Source organism: Micromonospora sp. NPDC049257 (assembly GCF_040678915.1).
GTDB classification, from domain to species: Bacteria; Actinomycetota; Actinomycetes; order Mycobacteriales; family Micromonosporaceae; genus Micromonospora; species Micromonospora antibiotica.
The window spans coordinates 1-11,694 of the sequence record NZ_JBFAQU010000043.1; the positions used below are offsets into that span (position 1 = coordinate 1).

Here is an 11,694-nt window from a genome sequence, read left to right on the forward strand (position 1 = left end):
GGCGGGTGATCAAGAGGTTTGCGTCAGAATCCGGCCGACGGGTGACGTAAACCTCTTGATCACCGGGGCGGGCCGGGGCGGGAGCGGGCGGGCCGGGGCGGGAGCGGGCGGGCCGGGGCGGGAGCGGGCGGGCCGGGGCGGGAGCGGGCGGGCCGGGGCGGGAGCGGGCGGGGCGGGAGCGGGAGCGAGCGCTGTTAGCGGGGGGTGCGGAGGGCGGCGGCTCGGCGGGCGCGGTCGACGGCGGCGGGTAGGGCGGCGATGAGGGCGTCGACGTCGGCGGAGGTGCTGGTGTGGCCGAGGGTGAAGCGCAACGAGGAGCGGGCCCGGTCGTGGTCGGCACCCATCGCCAGGAGTACGTGGCTGGGCTGGGCCACCCCCGCCGAACAGGCCGAGCCGGTGGAGCAGGCGATGCCCTGGGCGTCGAGCAGGAGCAGCAGGGCGTCCCCCTCGCAACCGGGGAAGGAGAAGTGCGCGTTGCCGGGCAGCCGGTCGACGGGGTCGCCGTTGAACACCACTTCGGGCACCGCCTCCCGGACCCGTCGGACCAGGTCGTCGCGGAGCGCGGCTACCCGGGCGGCGTACTCCTGCTGGCCCTTGACCGCCGTTTCGACGGCGACCGCGAAGGCGACGATGCCGGCGGTGTCCAGGGTGCCGGAGCGGACGTCGCGTTCCTGCCCGCCGCCGTGCAGCAGCGGGGTGGCGGCGACGTCCCGGGCGAGCAGCAGCGCGCCGACCCCGGTCGGGCCGCCTAGCTTGTGCCCGGTCACGGTGAGCGCGGCGACCCCGCTGGCCGCGAAGTCGACGGGGACCTGGCCGACCGCCTGCACGGCGTCGGTGTGCAACGGCACCCCGTGTTCGGCGGCCACGGCGGCCAGCGCGGCCACCGGCTGCACGGTGCCGACCTCGTTGTTGGCCCACATCGCGGTCACCACGGCGACCCGCTCGGCGTGCTCGGCCAGCTCGGTGCGCAGTCGTTCCGGGTCGAGCTTGCCGGCGGCGTCCGTGGGCAGCCAGGCGACCTCGGCGGCTTCGTGGTCGGCGAGCCAGTCGACCGCGTCGAGGACGGCGTGGTGCTCGACGGCGCTGGAGACCACCCGGACCCGGTCAGGCCGGGCTGCCCGCCTGGCCCAGAAGATGCCCTTCACGGCGAGGTTGTCGCTCTCCGTGCCGCCGCCGGTGAAGATGACCTCGGAGGGGCGGGCGCCCAGCACCGCGGCCACCCGCTCGCGGGACTCCTCCACCCGCCGCCGGGCACGCCGGCCCGTCGCGTGCAACGACGACGCGTTGCCGACCTCGCGGGCGGTGGCGACGTACGCCGCCAACGCCTCGTCGAGCATCGGGGTGGTCGCCGCGTGATCCAGGTATGCCATCACTGTTCAGCGTAACGGCCGGGGCACGGACCGTCGGATGCCGGATCGCCCCGTACCGAAGTGTGGCCCGGCCCGACCCGGTCGGACCAGGCCGAAGCGTGGCCCGGCCCGACCCGGTCGGACCAGGACCGGTTCGGTCCCGGTCCGACTGGAAGCCGGGCCGACCCACCGGCGCATCACCGGCCGTCCGGACGGCGGCACGCGGGTACGCCGGCGCGGCGGCCGTCCGGAGGCCGACACGGCAGCGCATCAGGCCGACACGGCAGCGCCCCAGGCACGGCAGCGCCTCAGGCCGGTACGGCCGTGACGACGATGTTGTCCCGGTAGTGCCGGGTCTTCGGGTCGAACGGGCCACCGCAGGTGATCAACGTGAGGCGCGGCTTGCCGTCCCGGGCGAAGTACCGGTCCAGTGGGATCTTCGTCTTGGCGTACTCCTCGCGGGCGACGACCCGGTAGGCCCGCTGTTTCCCGTCCGCGCCGGTGGCGGTGAGGGTGTCGCCCCGGTCGAGTTCGCGGAGCCGGAAGAACGCCCCCTTGCCCTGCTCGGAGCTGTCGACGTGGCCGGCGATCACCACCGAGCCGGCGTCGGTCTCCAGCCCGGGGCCGTACCGGTACCAGCCGATCTGGTCCACGCTCGGCGGGACGTCAAACTCGTCGGTCCGGGTGTCGACGCCCACCGGGTTGACCGTGGCGGTGACGTCGATCGCCGGGATGCGCAGCTTCACCGGCGGCACGGTCCGCTCGTCGGTCGGCAGGCCCCCGGCGGTCACCGGCACCGAGGGGCCGCCGCCGGTGCCGGTCGTCGGACTCGGCGGGTTGCTGCTGGCCAGGGCCGCGGCCTCGTCGGTGCCGACGTCGTCGGCCGGTTGCGATCCGCAGGCCACGACGGTGGCGATGGTGAGCGCGGCGACGCCGGCGGCCATCGCCGCCAGCGCCCCGCGGTGTCGCACCGTCACCGGCGACCGGTCCGGGTGGTGGCCACCCGCGCCCCACCGCCGACCAGCAGCAGCACGCCGGCGCCCGCCAGCACGTACCACCAGGTGTCGACGCCGGTGCCGGCCTGCCCGCCGGTGCCGCTGGGCACCCCGCCCGGGGCGGAGTGCAGACCGGTGATGGTCTGGGCGACCACGTCGAGGTTCTTGGCCTCGGCCGAGCCGATCGCGTAGACGATGGTGGCGGTGCCCTCCTTGAGGTTGAGGTCCGCCGGGCCGATCGCCACGGTGTCGGTGCCGGCCAGTACCACGTCGGCCTTGACCGTGCCCGCGTCGACGTCCGCCTTGGCCTCCTTCGGGTTGGTGAGGTCCTCGAAGACCGGCTTGCCACCGGCCCGGACGTCGACCGCCGGGGCGGCGGCGGTGTGCCGGACGATCAGTCGGGCCTTGCCGGCGGCCAGCTTGGCGGTGTCGTTGACGAAGGGGGTGATCTGCGGCTTGCCGTCCGCGCTGAGGTGCGCGGCGAGGCTGATGTTGGCGCCACCGGGCACCTTGGCGTCGTCGACCTTGAGGATCGCGCTGCCGACCGGCTCACCCGGCTTGGTCAGCGCGATGTCGTACTCGCCCTCGGGCAGGGTCAGCGGGCCGGCCACGTCACCGGGCTTGAAGTTGTCGAGGGTCTTCTCGCCGTTGACGTAGACGTCGACCGGGGTGTCCGGGATGCCGTGCACGACGGAGACCTTGGACGAGGCGGCGTACGCCGGGGTCGTGGTCGCGGCGCCGACGCCCGCGAAGGCCAGGGCGGCCACCGCGCCGCCTGCGGCGACCCGACGGAAGATAGCGAGCTGCATGTCTGCCTCCTGGTGATTGGTGCTGGTTCGTCAGGTCTGGCTTGCAGAACGGGTTACGCCACCCGTCGCACCGCCGGATGCAGCCGGACACCACTTTCTTTTTCTTCGTCCGGGGTGCATCCGGGGCCGCCCCCGGCGACGAAGAGCAGGTGAGACGAGTGGAGGCGAACACGGACCGGGAGAGTGGGGCGGAGGCTGTGGGCGTTACAGTCGGGCATGCCCCAGGGAAGGCGACCCGCCCGGTGACAGCGGTGGGAACAGCAGGCCAGGAACCCGAACCCCCACCCCCCGACGAGTTGGCCGCGCGCTTCCGGGCGGGCGACGAGAGCGCGCTGCGGGAGGCGTACGACCGGTACGGCCGGGCCGTGCACCACCTGGCCACCAGCACGCTGGCCAACCGCAGCGACGCGGAGGACGTGACCCAGGCGACGTTCGTCGCCGCCTGGTTGGGGCGGGACACCTTCGACCCGGCCAAGGGTTCACTGATCGGTTGGCTGCTCGGCATCGGCCGGCGCAAGGTGATCGACCGGCTGCGCGCCTCGGCCCGGGAGATGCGGGTGGTGGAGACGGTCCGGCAGCTGCCCGAGCCGGTCGCCACCGGCGGGGACCCGGACACAGTGGTCGACCGGCTGGTGGTCGCCGACGAGCTGGCCCGGCTCCCGGACGACCAACGGCGGATGTTGGAGCTGGCCTTCTACGACGACCTGACCCACCAGCAGATCGCGACGGTGACCGGAGTGCCGTTGGGCACGGTCAAGAGCCACATCAGACGGGGCATGGCGAGCTTGAAACGCAGATGGGAGGTGGACGGTGCAGCACCTGGACCACGACCGGCTGGTCTTTCTGGCGCTCGGTGAGAGCGAGGCGGACCACGGTGAGACCGACCACCTCGGCGGCTGCGTGACCTGCCGGGGCGAGCTGGACACCCTCCGGCACGTCGCCGGGCTGGGCGCGCAGACCCAGGGCCTGCACGACCTGCCCGACCCGCCGGCCCACCTCTGGGCGGGCATCCTGGCCGAACTCGACGCCGTGGCGCAGGCGCCGTCGTCGGCGCAGGCCCACCGTCAGGATCTCGGGCCCGACCCGACGGGGGTACGTCCCGTGCCGGCACAGCCGGCGACCGGTGACGACGTCGACCCGGCGTACCGGCAGCTGTCGGCGGTGACCGGCGACCGGCCGGGTTCCCGGCGGCGGCAGTCGTCCCCGGGCAGCGGGCGGGCCGCCGCACGACCGGCGGGCCGGTCCCGGCGGTGGCCCCGCTGGGCGACCACGGTCGTCTCGGCGACCGCCGCCGCGGCGATCGCGGTGCTCGGCACCGTCGCCGTCCTCGGTGACCGGGACTCCACACCCCGGCAGGAGGTGCTGGCCAGCGCACCACTGGCCGCGTACGGCAGCACGCCGAAGGACGCCAACGGTGACGCCCGGGTCTTCGCCGACGGCCGACTGCATCTGCACGTCGCGAATCTCCCGGACGTTGCGGGGTACTACGAGGTCTGGCTGATCAATCCGACGAGCATGGAGATGTTCTCGGTGGGTGTGCTGCGGGGCAGCTCGGGTGATGCGCTGCTGCCCCTGCCCCCGAATGTGGATCTCCAGGCGTACTCGGTGGTCGACGTCTCCGCCGAGCAGTACGACAACAAGCCCGCCCACTCCGGCGACAGCCTGCTGAGGGGCACCCTGACGGGCTGATCGGTGGGCCGGTTCAGCTCCCCGGCCCGCCGATCAGCTCCCCTCACCACGGCCGGAACCGGGGTCGTGCCCCCGTCTTCCGGGTCGTTGCGCAATTCGGCGCCGGCCGGATCGCCGGGCAGCGCCGCCGCCCGCCCGTCACCACGCCGGGACCGGGCACCACGCCAGACCCGGCACCACGACGGAGCCGCCGCCCGGGCGGACCGGACGGCGGCTCCAGTGCGGACCCGGGTCGGGTCACTTACGCTTGCGGATCTCCTCGGCGGCCTGCGGCACGATCTTGAACAGGTCGCCCACCACGCCGTAGTCGGCCAGCTCGAAGATCGGGGCCTCGCCGTCCTTGTTCACGGCGACGATCGTCTTCGAGGTCTGCATGCCGGCCCGGTGCTGGATCGCACCGGAGATGCCCAGCGCGACGTAGAGCTGCGGGGAGACGGTCTTGCCGGTCTGCCCGACCTGGAACTGGTGCGGGTAGTAACCGGAGTCGACCGCCGCGCGGGACGCCCCGACGGCACCGCCGAGCAGGTCGGCCAGCTCCTCGACCAGCTTGAAGTTGTCGGCGTTGCCGACGCCGCGACCGCCGGAGACGACGATGCCGGCCTCGGTCAGCTCGGGGCGGGAGCCCTTCTGCTCGGCGACCCGCTCGACGACCTTCGCCAGCTTGTCGGTGTCGGTGACCGCGACGGTGAGCTGCTCGACGGCCGGGGTGGCCGCCGCCGGCGTCGGGGTGACCGAGTTCGGCCGTACGGTGACCAGCGGCAGGCCCTTGGTGACCTTGGACTTGACGATGGTGGAGCCGGCGAAGGCGACCTGGGTGGCGGTGCCGTCGGCGTCGAGGCCGACCACGTCGGTCAGAATGCCGTTGTCCAGCTTGACGGCCAGCCGGGCGGCGATCTCCTTGCCCTCCTGGGCCGAGGCCAGCAGGACGGCGGCCGGCTGCACCCGGTTGACCAGTTCGGCCAGCACGGTCGCCTTGGGGGCGACCAGGTGACCGTCGATCTCCTCGCTCTCGGCGGCGTAGATCTTCTCCGCGCCGTACTCGCCGAGCTTGGCGCTCAGCGCGTCGGCGGCACCGGCGCCGCCGAGCACCACGGCGCTCGGGGTGCCCAGCCCGCGGGCGAGGGTCAGCATTTCCAGGGTGACCTTCTTGACGCCGAACTCCCTGGTGGCTTCGACGACGACGAGTACCTCAGCCATGTTCAGACCCCTCAGACGAACTTCTCGGTGGCGAGGAACTCGACCAGCTTGACGCCGCCCTCGCCCTCGTCGGTGATCTTGGCGCCGCCGGAGCGCGGCGGACGCCTGGTGTGCTCGACGACGGCGCTGGTCGCGCCTTCGAAACCCACCTCGGTCGGCGCGACGCCCAGGTCGGCCAGGGACAGCGTCTTCACCGGCTTCTTCTTGGCGGCCATGATGCCCTTGAAGGAGGGGTAGCGCGGCTCGTTGATGGTGTCCCAGACGGAGACCACGGCCGGGGTCGAGGCGGTGACCACCTCGTAGCCCTCCTCGGTCTGCCGCTCCACGGTCAGCGTGCCGCCGTCGACGGTGAGCTTGCGGGCACCGGTCAGCGCGGCGACCCCCAACCGCTCGGCGAGCATGTGCGGCATGACCTGGACCCGGCCGTCGGTCGACTCGGCGCCGCAGATCACCAGGTCGGCGCCCAGCTGCCCGAGGGCGGCGGCGAGCACCTTCGAGGTGGCCACCGCGCAGGACCCGTGCAGGGCGTCGTCGAGGACGTGCACGGCGGCGTCGGGGCCCATGGAGAGCGCCTTGCGGATCGATTCGGTGGCCCGGTCGGGCCCCATGGTCAGGATGGTGACCTCGCCACCGTGCGCCTCCTTGATCTTCAGCGCCTCCTCGATGGCGTACTCGTCCATCTCGTTGATGACGTTGTTCGCCGAACCGCGGTCGACGGTGTTGTCGTCAGCACGCAGGTTGCGGTCCGCGCCCGAATCAGGCACCTGCTTGACGAGTACGACGATGTTCATCGCGATTCGACAACCCTCCTGTTGGTGGTGTGCGATCTGCTCGCCCGGTTAAGGGCGGAGCTTTGCGCGTCGTTGACACCCGGTCAACCGCGGGCTGCTGTGCAGTTGCCCACGAACGCAATGTTACCTGCCAGTAGGTTAACCCTCCGGGTCACCCGCGGTGACACAGCTCACCGCGACAGGCGCACCCTGACGCAGAGCCGACAGCCCACCCCTCGAACCTGACCACCCACCGAGAGTTGGGCCACGACCTCGTCGGGGCGGCGGCGGACGTCGACAGCGGTGAACCGCAGGAACCGGTCGGCACCAGCACGACCGACCACCCCGGACCGGCGACCTCGGGGTCGATCAGGGCCGCCGACCCGGCCCCGGGCCAGCCCGGCGCGACCGGGCACACGCGACCCGATCAGGCCGGCTCGACGGGCCCGGCCAGGGCGGTCCTGATCCGCTCGATGGCGTCCGCCTCGGCCGGCGTCACCCCCCGGTGCGCACTGGCCACCTGCTCCGCCGCCGTCACCACCAGCTCGCGGTACGCCGACAGGTCGGCCGGCGACTTCTCCCGCAGGATGTCCACCGCACGCCCCAACGCCGGCAGCACCACCGACTCGATCTCCAGCGCCGAGTCCCGGGGCAGCCGGGGCAGCCCGCCCGCGGTCAGCGCCTCCTTCACCAGGCCACTGGCCCCGGCGAACGCCCCGGACGCGGCGAAGCTCTCCCGGATCATCGCGAACACGCCCGGATCGGCGTTCGACACCAGGAAGACCGCCCCGAAGGCGCCCGTCTTGAGAACCTGCTGCTCGTCGTCCGTCAGCCGCTGCTCCATCATCACGGAGTGTAGACGTAGGGGGTGGTCGTGGTGACCGGTACGAAGCCGAGTCGCTCCAGGATCGGCCTGCTGTCCTCCGAGGCGTCCACCTGCAACAACGTCTTGCCCCGCTGGTCGGCCAGCCGGGCCCGGTAGGCCACCAGCGCCCGGTAGATGCCCCGCCGCCGCCACTGTTCGAGCGTCGAACCGCCCCACAGGCTGGCGAAGCCGGTGCCGTTGAGGTAGCGCACCCAACCGGCGCTGACCACCGTCTCCCCCGCCTCGGCCACCACCACCGTGATCGACTGCGGGTCCGCCTCGATCTCCCGGGCCAGCCCGGTGACCAGGTGGGAACGGTCGCTGCGCCAGACCTCCTCCTCCATCGCGGCGATCCGCTCCAGGTCGACCAGACCGGTGACCTCGCGCAGCCGTACCCCCTCGGGGAGCACCGGCACGGCACCCGCCAGCGGCGCGACCGGCCCGATCAGCACGGTCTCCCGGTCCTCCGGCACGAAGCCGGCGGCGCGCAGCCGGTCCGGCAGGTCGGCGGGCTCGTCGTGGGTGTTGTGCTTCCACTCCACCGACTCGCCGCGCTGCCGGAACAGCTCGACCTGCCGGGCGATCAGCGCATCCAGGTCCTCCCCGACCAGCCCGTCCAGGGTGCGGTAGGTGAGGAAACCGCCATGGTCCAGACCCAGGATGCGCACCAGCGGGCCGTCGTGTTCGACGGTCACGCCGGCCGGGACCGGGTCGGGGATCTCCGGCCGGAGCTGCCGGTCGTAGGTGTCGCGCAGGGTGGAGGCATCAAGATCGGTCATCGCTCCAGGCTATGTCGACGGTAAAGCGGATAATCGGCGTCGTGTGGCAGGCGATCAGACGGTGGTTCGACCCGTCGGACCTCAACTCCGTGGGCAGCACCCCCGACTACCGCTTCTCGCTGGCCAACGAACGGACCTTCCTGGCCTGGCTGCGCACCGGGCTGGCGCTGATCGCGGGCGGGCTGGCCGCCGCCCAGTTCCTCCCGCCGCTGCCACTGCGCCACCTGCGGGAGGCGATCGCCGTGGCGCTGCTGCTGCTCGGCGCGACCGTCGCCGTCCGGGCGGTGGACCACTGGTCCCGCACCGAACGGGCCATCCGGCTCGGCGAACGCCTGCCGGCCTCCCGCTTCCCGGCCGTCCTCGCCCTGATCGTGGCGGTGGGCGCGCTGCTGCTGGTGGTGGCGGTCCTGGCGCGCGGGGTGAGCGGGTGACCGGGGTGCCGGCGGGCGGGGACGGCACCCGCGATCCCGGCCTGCAACCGGAGCGCACCCGGCTGGCCTGGCGGCGCATGGGGCTGGCGTACACGGTGGTGACCGTGCTGGCGGTCCGGTTGGCGCTGACCGGCGACACCGCCGGTGCCCTGCTGGCCGGGGTCACCGTGGCGACCTGGTGGGCGACGCTGGTGGTGGGCTGGGGGCGGGCCACCGGCCGCCGGCAGGCCCGGATCGACACCCACGCCGTACCGCTGATGGCCCTCGGCACGACCGGTCTGGCACTGCTGTGCGTGGCGCTGGTGCTGCGTGGGGTGTGGTGACGCGCACGGCTGCGCCATGATGGGGGCATGGCCCGGCTCTATGTGGTGTTGTTCCTGCTCCAGGTGGTGCTCGCCGCCGGTGCGCTGATCAGTTGCCTCTCCGCGGAGGACGAGGGGATCCGGGGGCTGCCCCGGTTCGCCTGGGTCCTGGTCATCCTGGTCTTCCCGTTGGTCGGCTCGATCGCCTGGTTCCTCGCCGGTCGACCCGCCCCCACGGGTGACCGACGCGGCGGATGGCCGTCCGGCACCGGCTCCCGACGACCCGTCGCGCCTGACGACGACCCCGAGTTCCTGAAGTCGATCGACGAACGTGCCCGCCGGGACGACAACGCCCTCTTCCAGCGTTGGGAGGAGGACCTCCGCCGCCGGGAGGACGACCTGCGCCGGCACGACGGGAAGCGCCCCCGCGACGGTGCGCCGCCACGGGAGGACACCCCGCCCGCCGACCACCCGCCGACCCGACAGGACGCCGCACCGCACGACGGCGAACGACCCCGCGAGGGCGACCGGCCCGAGATCTGACCCCGCCGGGGTCACCCGAACACACCGGGTGACCCCCAACGTCGCCACCCCGGTCACAACCGACGGCGTAGACCCCTGACCGCGAGCGGGGCGAAGACGGCGGCGATGACGACCGCCCAGAGCAGCGACTGGAGCACCGGCCCGGCGACCGGCCCGCCGACCAGCAGGCCGCGCAGCGCGTTCGCCAGGATGGTCACCGGGTTCACCTCGACCCAGTGCTGAAGCCAGGACGGCATCGTCTCGGTCGGCACGAAGGCGTTGCTGGTGAAGCTCAGCGGGAAGATCACCGTGAAGCCGAAGATCTGCACCTTGTCCGGCTCACTGACCAGCACCCCGACCAGCACCGACATCCAGGCGGCGGCCAGCGAGAAGACCAGCAGCAGAGCGAACGCGGCGAGCAGGCCGAGCAGGCCGTTGCCGAGCCGGAAGCCGAGGATCATCCCGACGCCGAGCAGCAGCGACAACGACCACGCCTGCTTGACCGTGTCGGCGACGATCCGGCCGGCGAGCGGGGACCACCGGGCCACCGGCAACGACCGCAGCCGGTCGAAGACGCCCTTGGTGAGATCCTGGTTCAGCCCGAAACCGGTGGTCATGGTGGCGAAGAAGGCGTTCTGCACGATGATGCCGGGCAGCGCGAAGGTGAGGTATTCCCCCGGGCTGCCCGAGATCGCCCCACCGAAGACGTAGGTGAAGAGCAACACGAACATCACCGGTTGGATGCTCAGGTCGAGCAGCTCCATCGGGTTGTGTTTGATCTGCACCAGGCTGCGCCAGGCCAGCGTGCCGGTGTGCCGCAGACCGGCGGCCGGGCTGAGCCGGCGGGCCGGTACGGGTCGGGCCGACGGAGCGGCGACGGTCACGGCGGTCATGCCGGGCTCCCTTCCAGGGCGTCAGCGGTGTCGGCGAGGCCGGCGGTGTCGGCGGTGTCCTCGGCGCGGTGGCCGGTGAGGGAGAGGAACACCTCGTCGAGGCTGGACCCGCGCAGGGCCAGCTCGGCGACCTGCACCTCGGCGTCGTCGAGCCGGCGCACCACGGCGGGCAACGCGCCCGGACCGTTGACCGGCGCGCTGACCGTGGTCTGGACGACCTCCGGGTCGACCCCGGTCACCTCGCCGACGACGGCGAGCACGGTGGCCAGGTCGGTGGCCTCGACCGGCCGGACCGTCAGCACCTGGCCGCCGGTCTTGGCCTTCAGCTCCTCCGGGGTGCCCTGGGCGATCACCCGACCGTGGTCGACCACGGCGATCTCGTCGGCCAACTGGTCGGCCTCCTCCAGGTACTGCGTGGTCAGCAGCACGGTCACCCCATCGGCGACCAGGCCCCGGACGATGTCCCACAGGTCGTTGCGGCTGCGCGGGTCGAGACCGGTGGTCGGCTCGTCGAGGAAGAGCACCTGCGGCCGACCGACCAGGCTGGCCGCCAGGTCGAGCCGCCGGCGCATCCCGCCGGAGTAGGTCTTCGCGGCCCGGCCGGCGGCGTCGGTGAGCTGGAACCCGGCCAGCAGCTCGGCGGCCCGGTCCCGGGCGTCGCGCCGGGACAGGCCCAGCAGCCGGCCGATGAGCAGCATGTTCTCGGTGCCGGTCAGGTTCTCGTCGACCGAGGCGTACTGGCCGGTGAGGCCGATCAGCTGGCGGACCTGGTGGGCGTCGCGGCGGACGTCGTATCCGCCGACCGTGGCGTGGCCCGCGTCGGCGGTGAGCAGGGTGGCGAGCACCCGTACCGCGGTGGTCTTGCCGGCGCCGTTGGGGCCGAGCAGCCCGAAGACCGTCCCGGTGGGCACCTCAAGGTCGACCCCGGCCAGGGCGGTGGTGGCACCGAACCGGCGCACCAGCCCCTCGGCGCGGATGGCGAATGTCATCAGAACTCCCGTCGTTATCGCTGGATCGTCCAACGATGAGCGAGGGGTCTGACGTTACGTGTGTCGCCGCTGACATTCCGCCGATTTATCCGCTCGGCAGAACG

General features: G+C 72.8%; 13 protein-coding genes and 1 pseudogene. 5 read left to right on the forward strand and 9 right to left on the reverse strand.

Annotation, left to right across the window (positions count from 1 at the left end; all coding sequences use genetic code 11):
• Positions 1 to 194: 194 nt before the first annotated feature.
• The 3 genes from AB0K25_RS30905 to AB0K25_RS30915 form a co-directional block, all read right to left on the reverse strand.
• A complete protein-coding gene (locus tag AB0K25_RS30905) occupies positions 195 to 1,370 on the reverse strand; it encodes a cysteine desulfurase family protein (protein ID WP_208567312.1) in 1,176 nt (391 codons plus the stop codon).
• A gap of 287 nt (positions 1,371 to 1,657) precedes the next feature.
• Positions 1,658 to 2,326, reverse strand: coding sequence for a class F sortase (locus AB0K25_RS30910; protein WP_208567313.1), 669 nt, complete (start codon positions 2,324 to 2,326; stop codon positions 1,658 to 1,660).
• Positions 2,323 to 3,153: a DUF4397 domain-containing protein gene (locus AB0K25_RS30915; RefSeq protein WP_208567314.1), complete on the reverse strand. Its 831-nt coding sequence runs from the start codon at positions 3,151 to 3,153 to the stop codon at positions 2,323 to 2,325. The genes AB0K25_RS30910 and AB0K25_RS30915 overlap by 4 nt, the downstream gene beginning before the upstream one ends.
• Positions 3,154 to 3,404: 251 nt before the next feature.
• Between AB0K25_RS30915 and AB0K25_RS30920 the strand changes: the two genes are divergently transcribed.
• Both AB0K25_RS30920 and AB0K25_RS30925 read left to right on the forward strand, forming a co-directional pair.
• Positions 3,405 to 4,010 (forward strand): sigma-70 family RNA polymerase sigma factor, encoded by a 606-nt coding sequence (locus AB0K25_RS30920; RefSeq protein WP_208567315.1) that lies wholly within the window; start codon positions 3,405 to 3,407, stop codon positions 4,008 to 4,010.
• A complete protein-coding gene (locus AB0K25_RS30925) occupies positions 3,964 to 4,842 on the forward strand; it encodes an anti-sigma factor (RefSeq protein WP_219468004.1) in 879 nt (292 codons plus the stop codon). Before AB0K25_RS30920 ends, AB0K25_RS30925 begins: the two co-directional genes overlap by 47 nt.
• Before the next feature lie 237 nt (positions 4,843 to 5,079).
• Here AB0K25_RS30925 and AB0K25_RS30930 read toward each other — a convergent pair whose 3' ends face one another.
• The 4 genes from AB0K25_RS30930 to AB0K25_RS30945 all read right to left on the reverse strand — a co-directional run bounded on the left by AB0K25_RS30930 (position 5,080) and on the right by AB0K25_RS30945 (position 8,453).
• Positions 5,080 to 6,039 carry an electron transfer flavoprotein subunit alpha/FixB family protein gene (locus AB0K25_RS30930; protein WP_208567317.1) on the reverse strand — a complete coding sequence of 320 codons (960 nt, stop codon included), beginning with the start codon at positions 6,037 to 6,039 and terminating at the stop codon, positions 5,080 to 5,082.
• An 11-nt stretch (positions 6,040 to 6,050) separates the two neighbouring features.
• Positions 6,051 to 6,830 (reverse strand): electron transfer flavoprotein subunit beta/FixA family protein, encoded by a 780-nt coding sequence (locus AB0K25_RS30935; RefSeq protein WP_208567318.1) that lies wholly within the window; start codon positions 6,828 to 6,830, stop codon positions 6,051 to 6,053.
• 406 nt (positions 6,831 to 7,236) lie between these two features.
• Positions 7,237 to 7,653, reverse strand: coding sequence for a hypothetical protein (locus AB0K25_RS30940; protein ID WP_219468001.1), 417 nt, complete (start codon positions 7,651 to 7,653; stop codon positions 7,237 to 7,239).
• 2 nt (positions 7,654 to 7,655) lie between these two features.
• Positions 7,656 to 8,453, reverse strand: a complete 798-nt coding sequence (locus tag AB0K25_RS30945; RefSeq protein ID WP_363823925.1) for a GNAT family N-acetyltransferase — start codon at positions 8,451 to 8,453, stop codon at positions 7,656 to 7,658.
• A 41-nt stretch (positions 8,454 to 8,494) separates the two neighbouring features.
• On the opposite strand from AB0K25_RS30945, the gene AB0K25_RS30950 reads away from it, so the two are divergent.
• The 3 genes and pseudogenes from AB0K25_RS30950 to AB0K25_RS30960 all read left to right on the forward strand — a co-directional run.
• The gene (locus AB0K25_RS30950; protein WP_208567321.1) at positions 8,495 to 8,884 is read left to right on the forward strand and encodes a DUF202 domain-containing protein; all 390 of its coding nucleotides are present in this window, start codon (positions 8,495 to 8,497) and stop codon (positions 8,882 to 8,884) included.
• Complete coding sequence (locus AB0K25_RS30955; protein ID WP_307799210.1) at positions 8,881 to 9,207, forward strand: DUF202 domain-containing protein; 327 nt, start codon at positions 8,881 to 8,883, stop codon at positions 9,205 to 9,207. Before AB0K25_RS30950 ends, AB0K25_RS30955 begins: the two co-directional genes overlap by 4 nt.
• A 27-nt stretch (positions 9,208 to 9,234) precedes the next feature.
• Positions 9,235 to 9,624: pseudogene (locus AB0K25_RS30960) on the forward strand (PLD nuclease N-terminal domain-containing protein); the annotation flags it as partial.
• Positions 9,625 to 9,782: 158 nt separating this feature from the next.
• Here the strand turns inward: AB0K25_RS30960 and AB0K25_RS30965 are convergent.
• On the reverse strand, positions 9,783 to 10,601 hold the full coding sequence (locus AB0K25_RS30965) for an ABC transporter permease (protein ID WP_208567323.1): 819 nt from the start codon (positions 10,599 to 10,601) through the stop codon (positions 9,783 to 9,785).
• Positions 10,598 to 11,590, reverse strand: coding sequence for an ATP-binding cassette domain-containing protein (locus AB0K25_RS30970; protein ID WP_363823928.1), 993 nt, complete (start codon positions 11,588 to 11,590; stop codon positions 10,598 to 10,600). Before AB0K25_RS30970 ends, AB0K25_RS30965 begins: the two co-directional genes overlap by 4 nt.
• Positions 11,591 to 11,694: the final 104 nt, after the last annotated feature.

Excerpts from the sequence above, each read along its gene's own strand:
- AB0K25_RS30905 (WP_208567312.1), bottom strand. The coding sequence starts at position 1,370 with ATGGCATACCTGGATCACGCGGCGACCACCCCGATGCTCGACGAGGCG.
- AB0K25_RS30915 (WP_208567314.1), bottom strand. The coding sequence starts at position 3,153 with ATGCAGCTCGCTATCTTCCGTCGGGTCGCCGCAGGCGGCGCGGTGGCC.
- AB0K25_RS30930 (WP_208567317.1), bottom strand. The coding sequence starts at position 6,039 with ATGGCTGAGGTACTCGTCGTCGTCGAAGCCACCAGGGAGTTCGGCGTC.
- AB0K25_RS30935 (WP_208567318.1), bottom strand. The coding sequence starts at position 6,830 with ATGAACATCGTCGTACTCGTCAAGCAGGTGCCTGATTCGGGCGCGGAC.
- AB0K25_RS30940 (WP_219468001.1), bottom strand. The coding sequence starts at position 7,653 with ATGGAGCAGCGGCTGACGGACGACGAGCAGCAGGTTCTCAAGACGGGC.
- AB0K25_RS30945 (WP_363823925.1), bottom strand. The coding sequence starts at position 8,453 with ATGACCGATCTTGATGCCTCCACCCTGCGCGACACCTACGACCGGCAG.
- AB0K25_RS30965 (WP_208567323.1), bottom strand. The coding sequence starts at position 10,601 with ATGACCGCCGTGACCGTCGCCGCTCCGTCGGCCCGACCCGTACCGGCC.
- AB0K25_RS30970 (WP_363823928.1), bottom strand. The coding sequence starts at position 11,590 with ATGACATTCGCCATCCGCGCCGAGGGGCTGGTGCGCCGGTTCGGTGCC.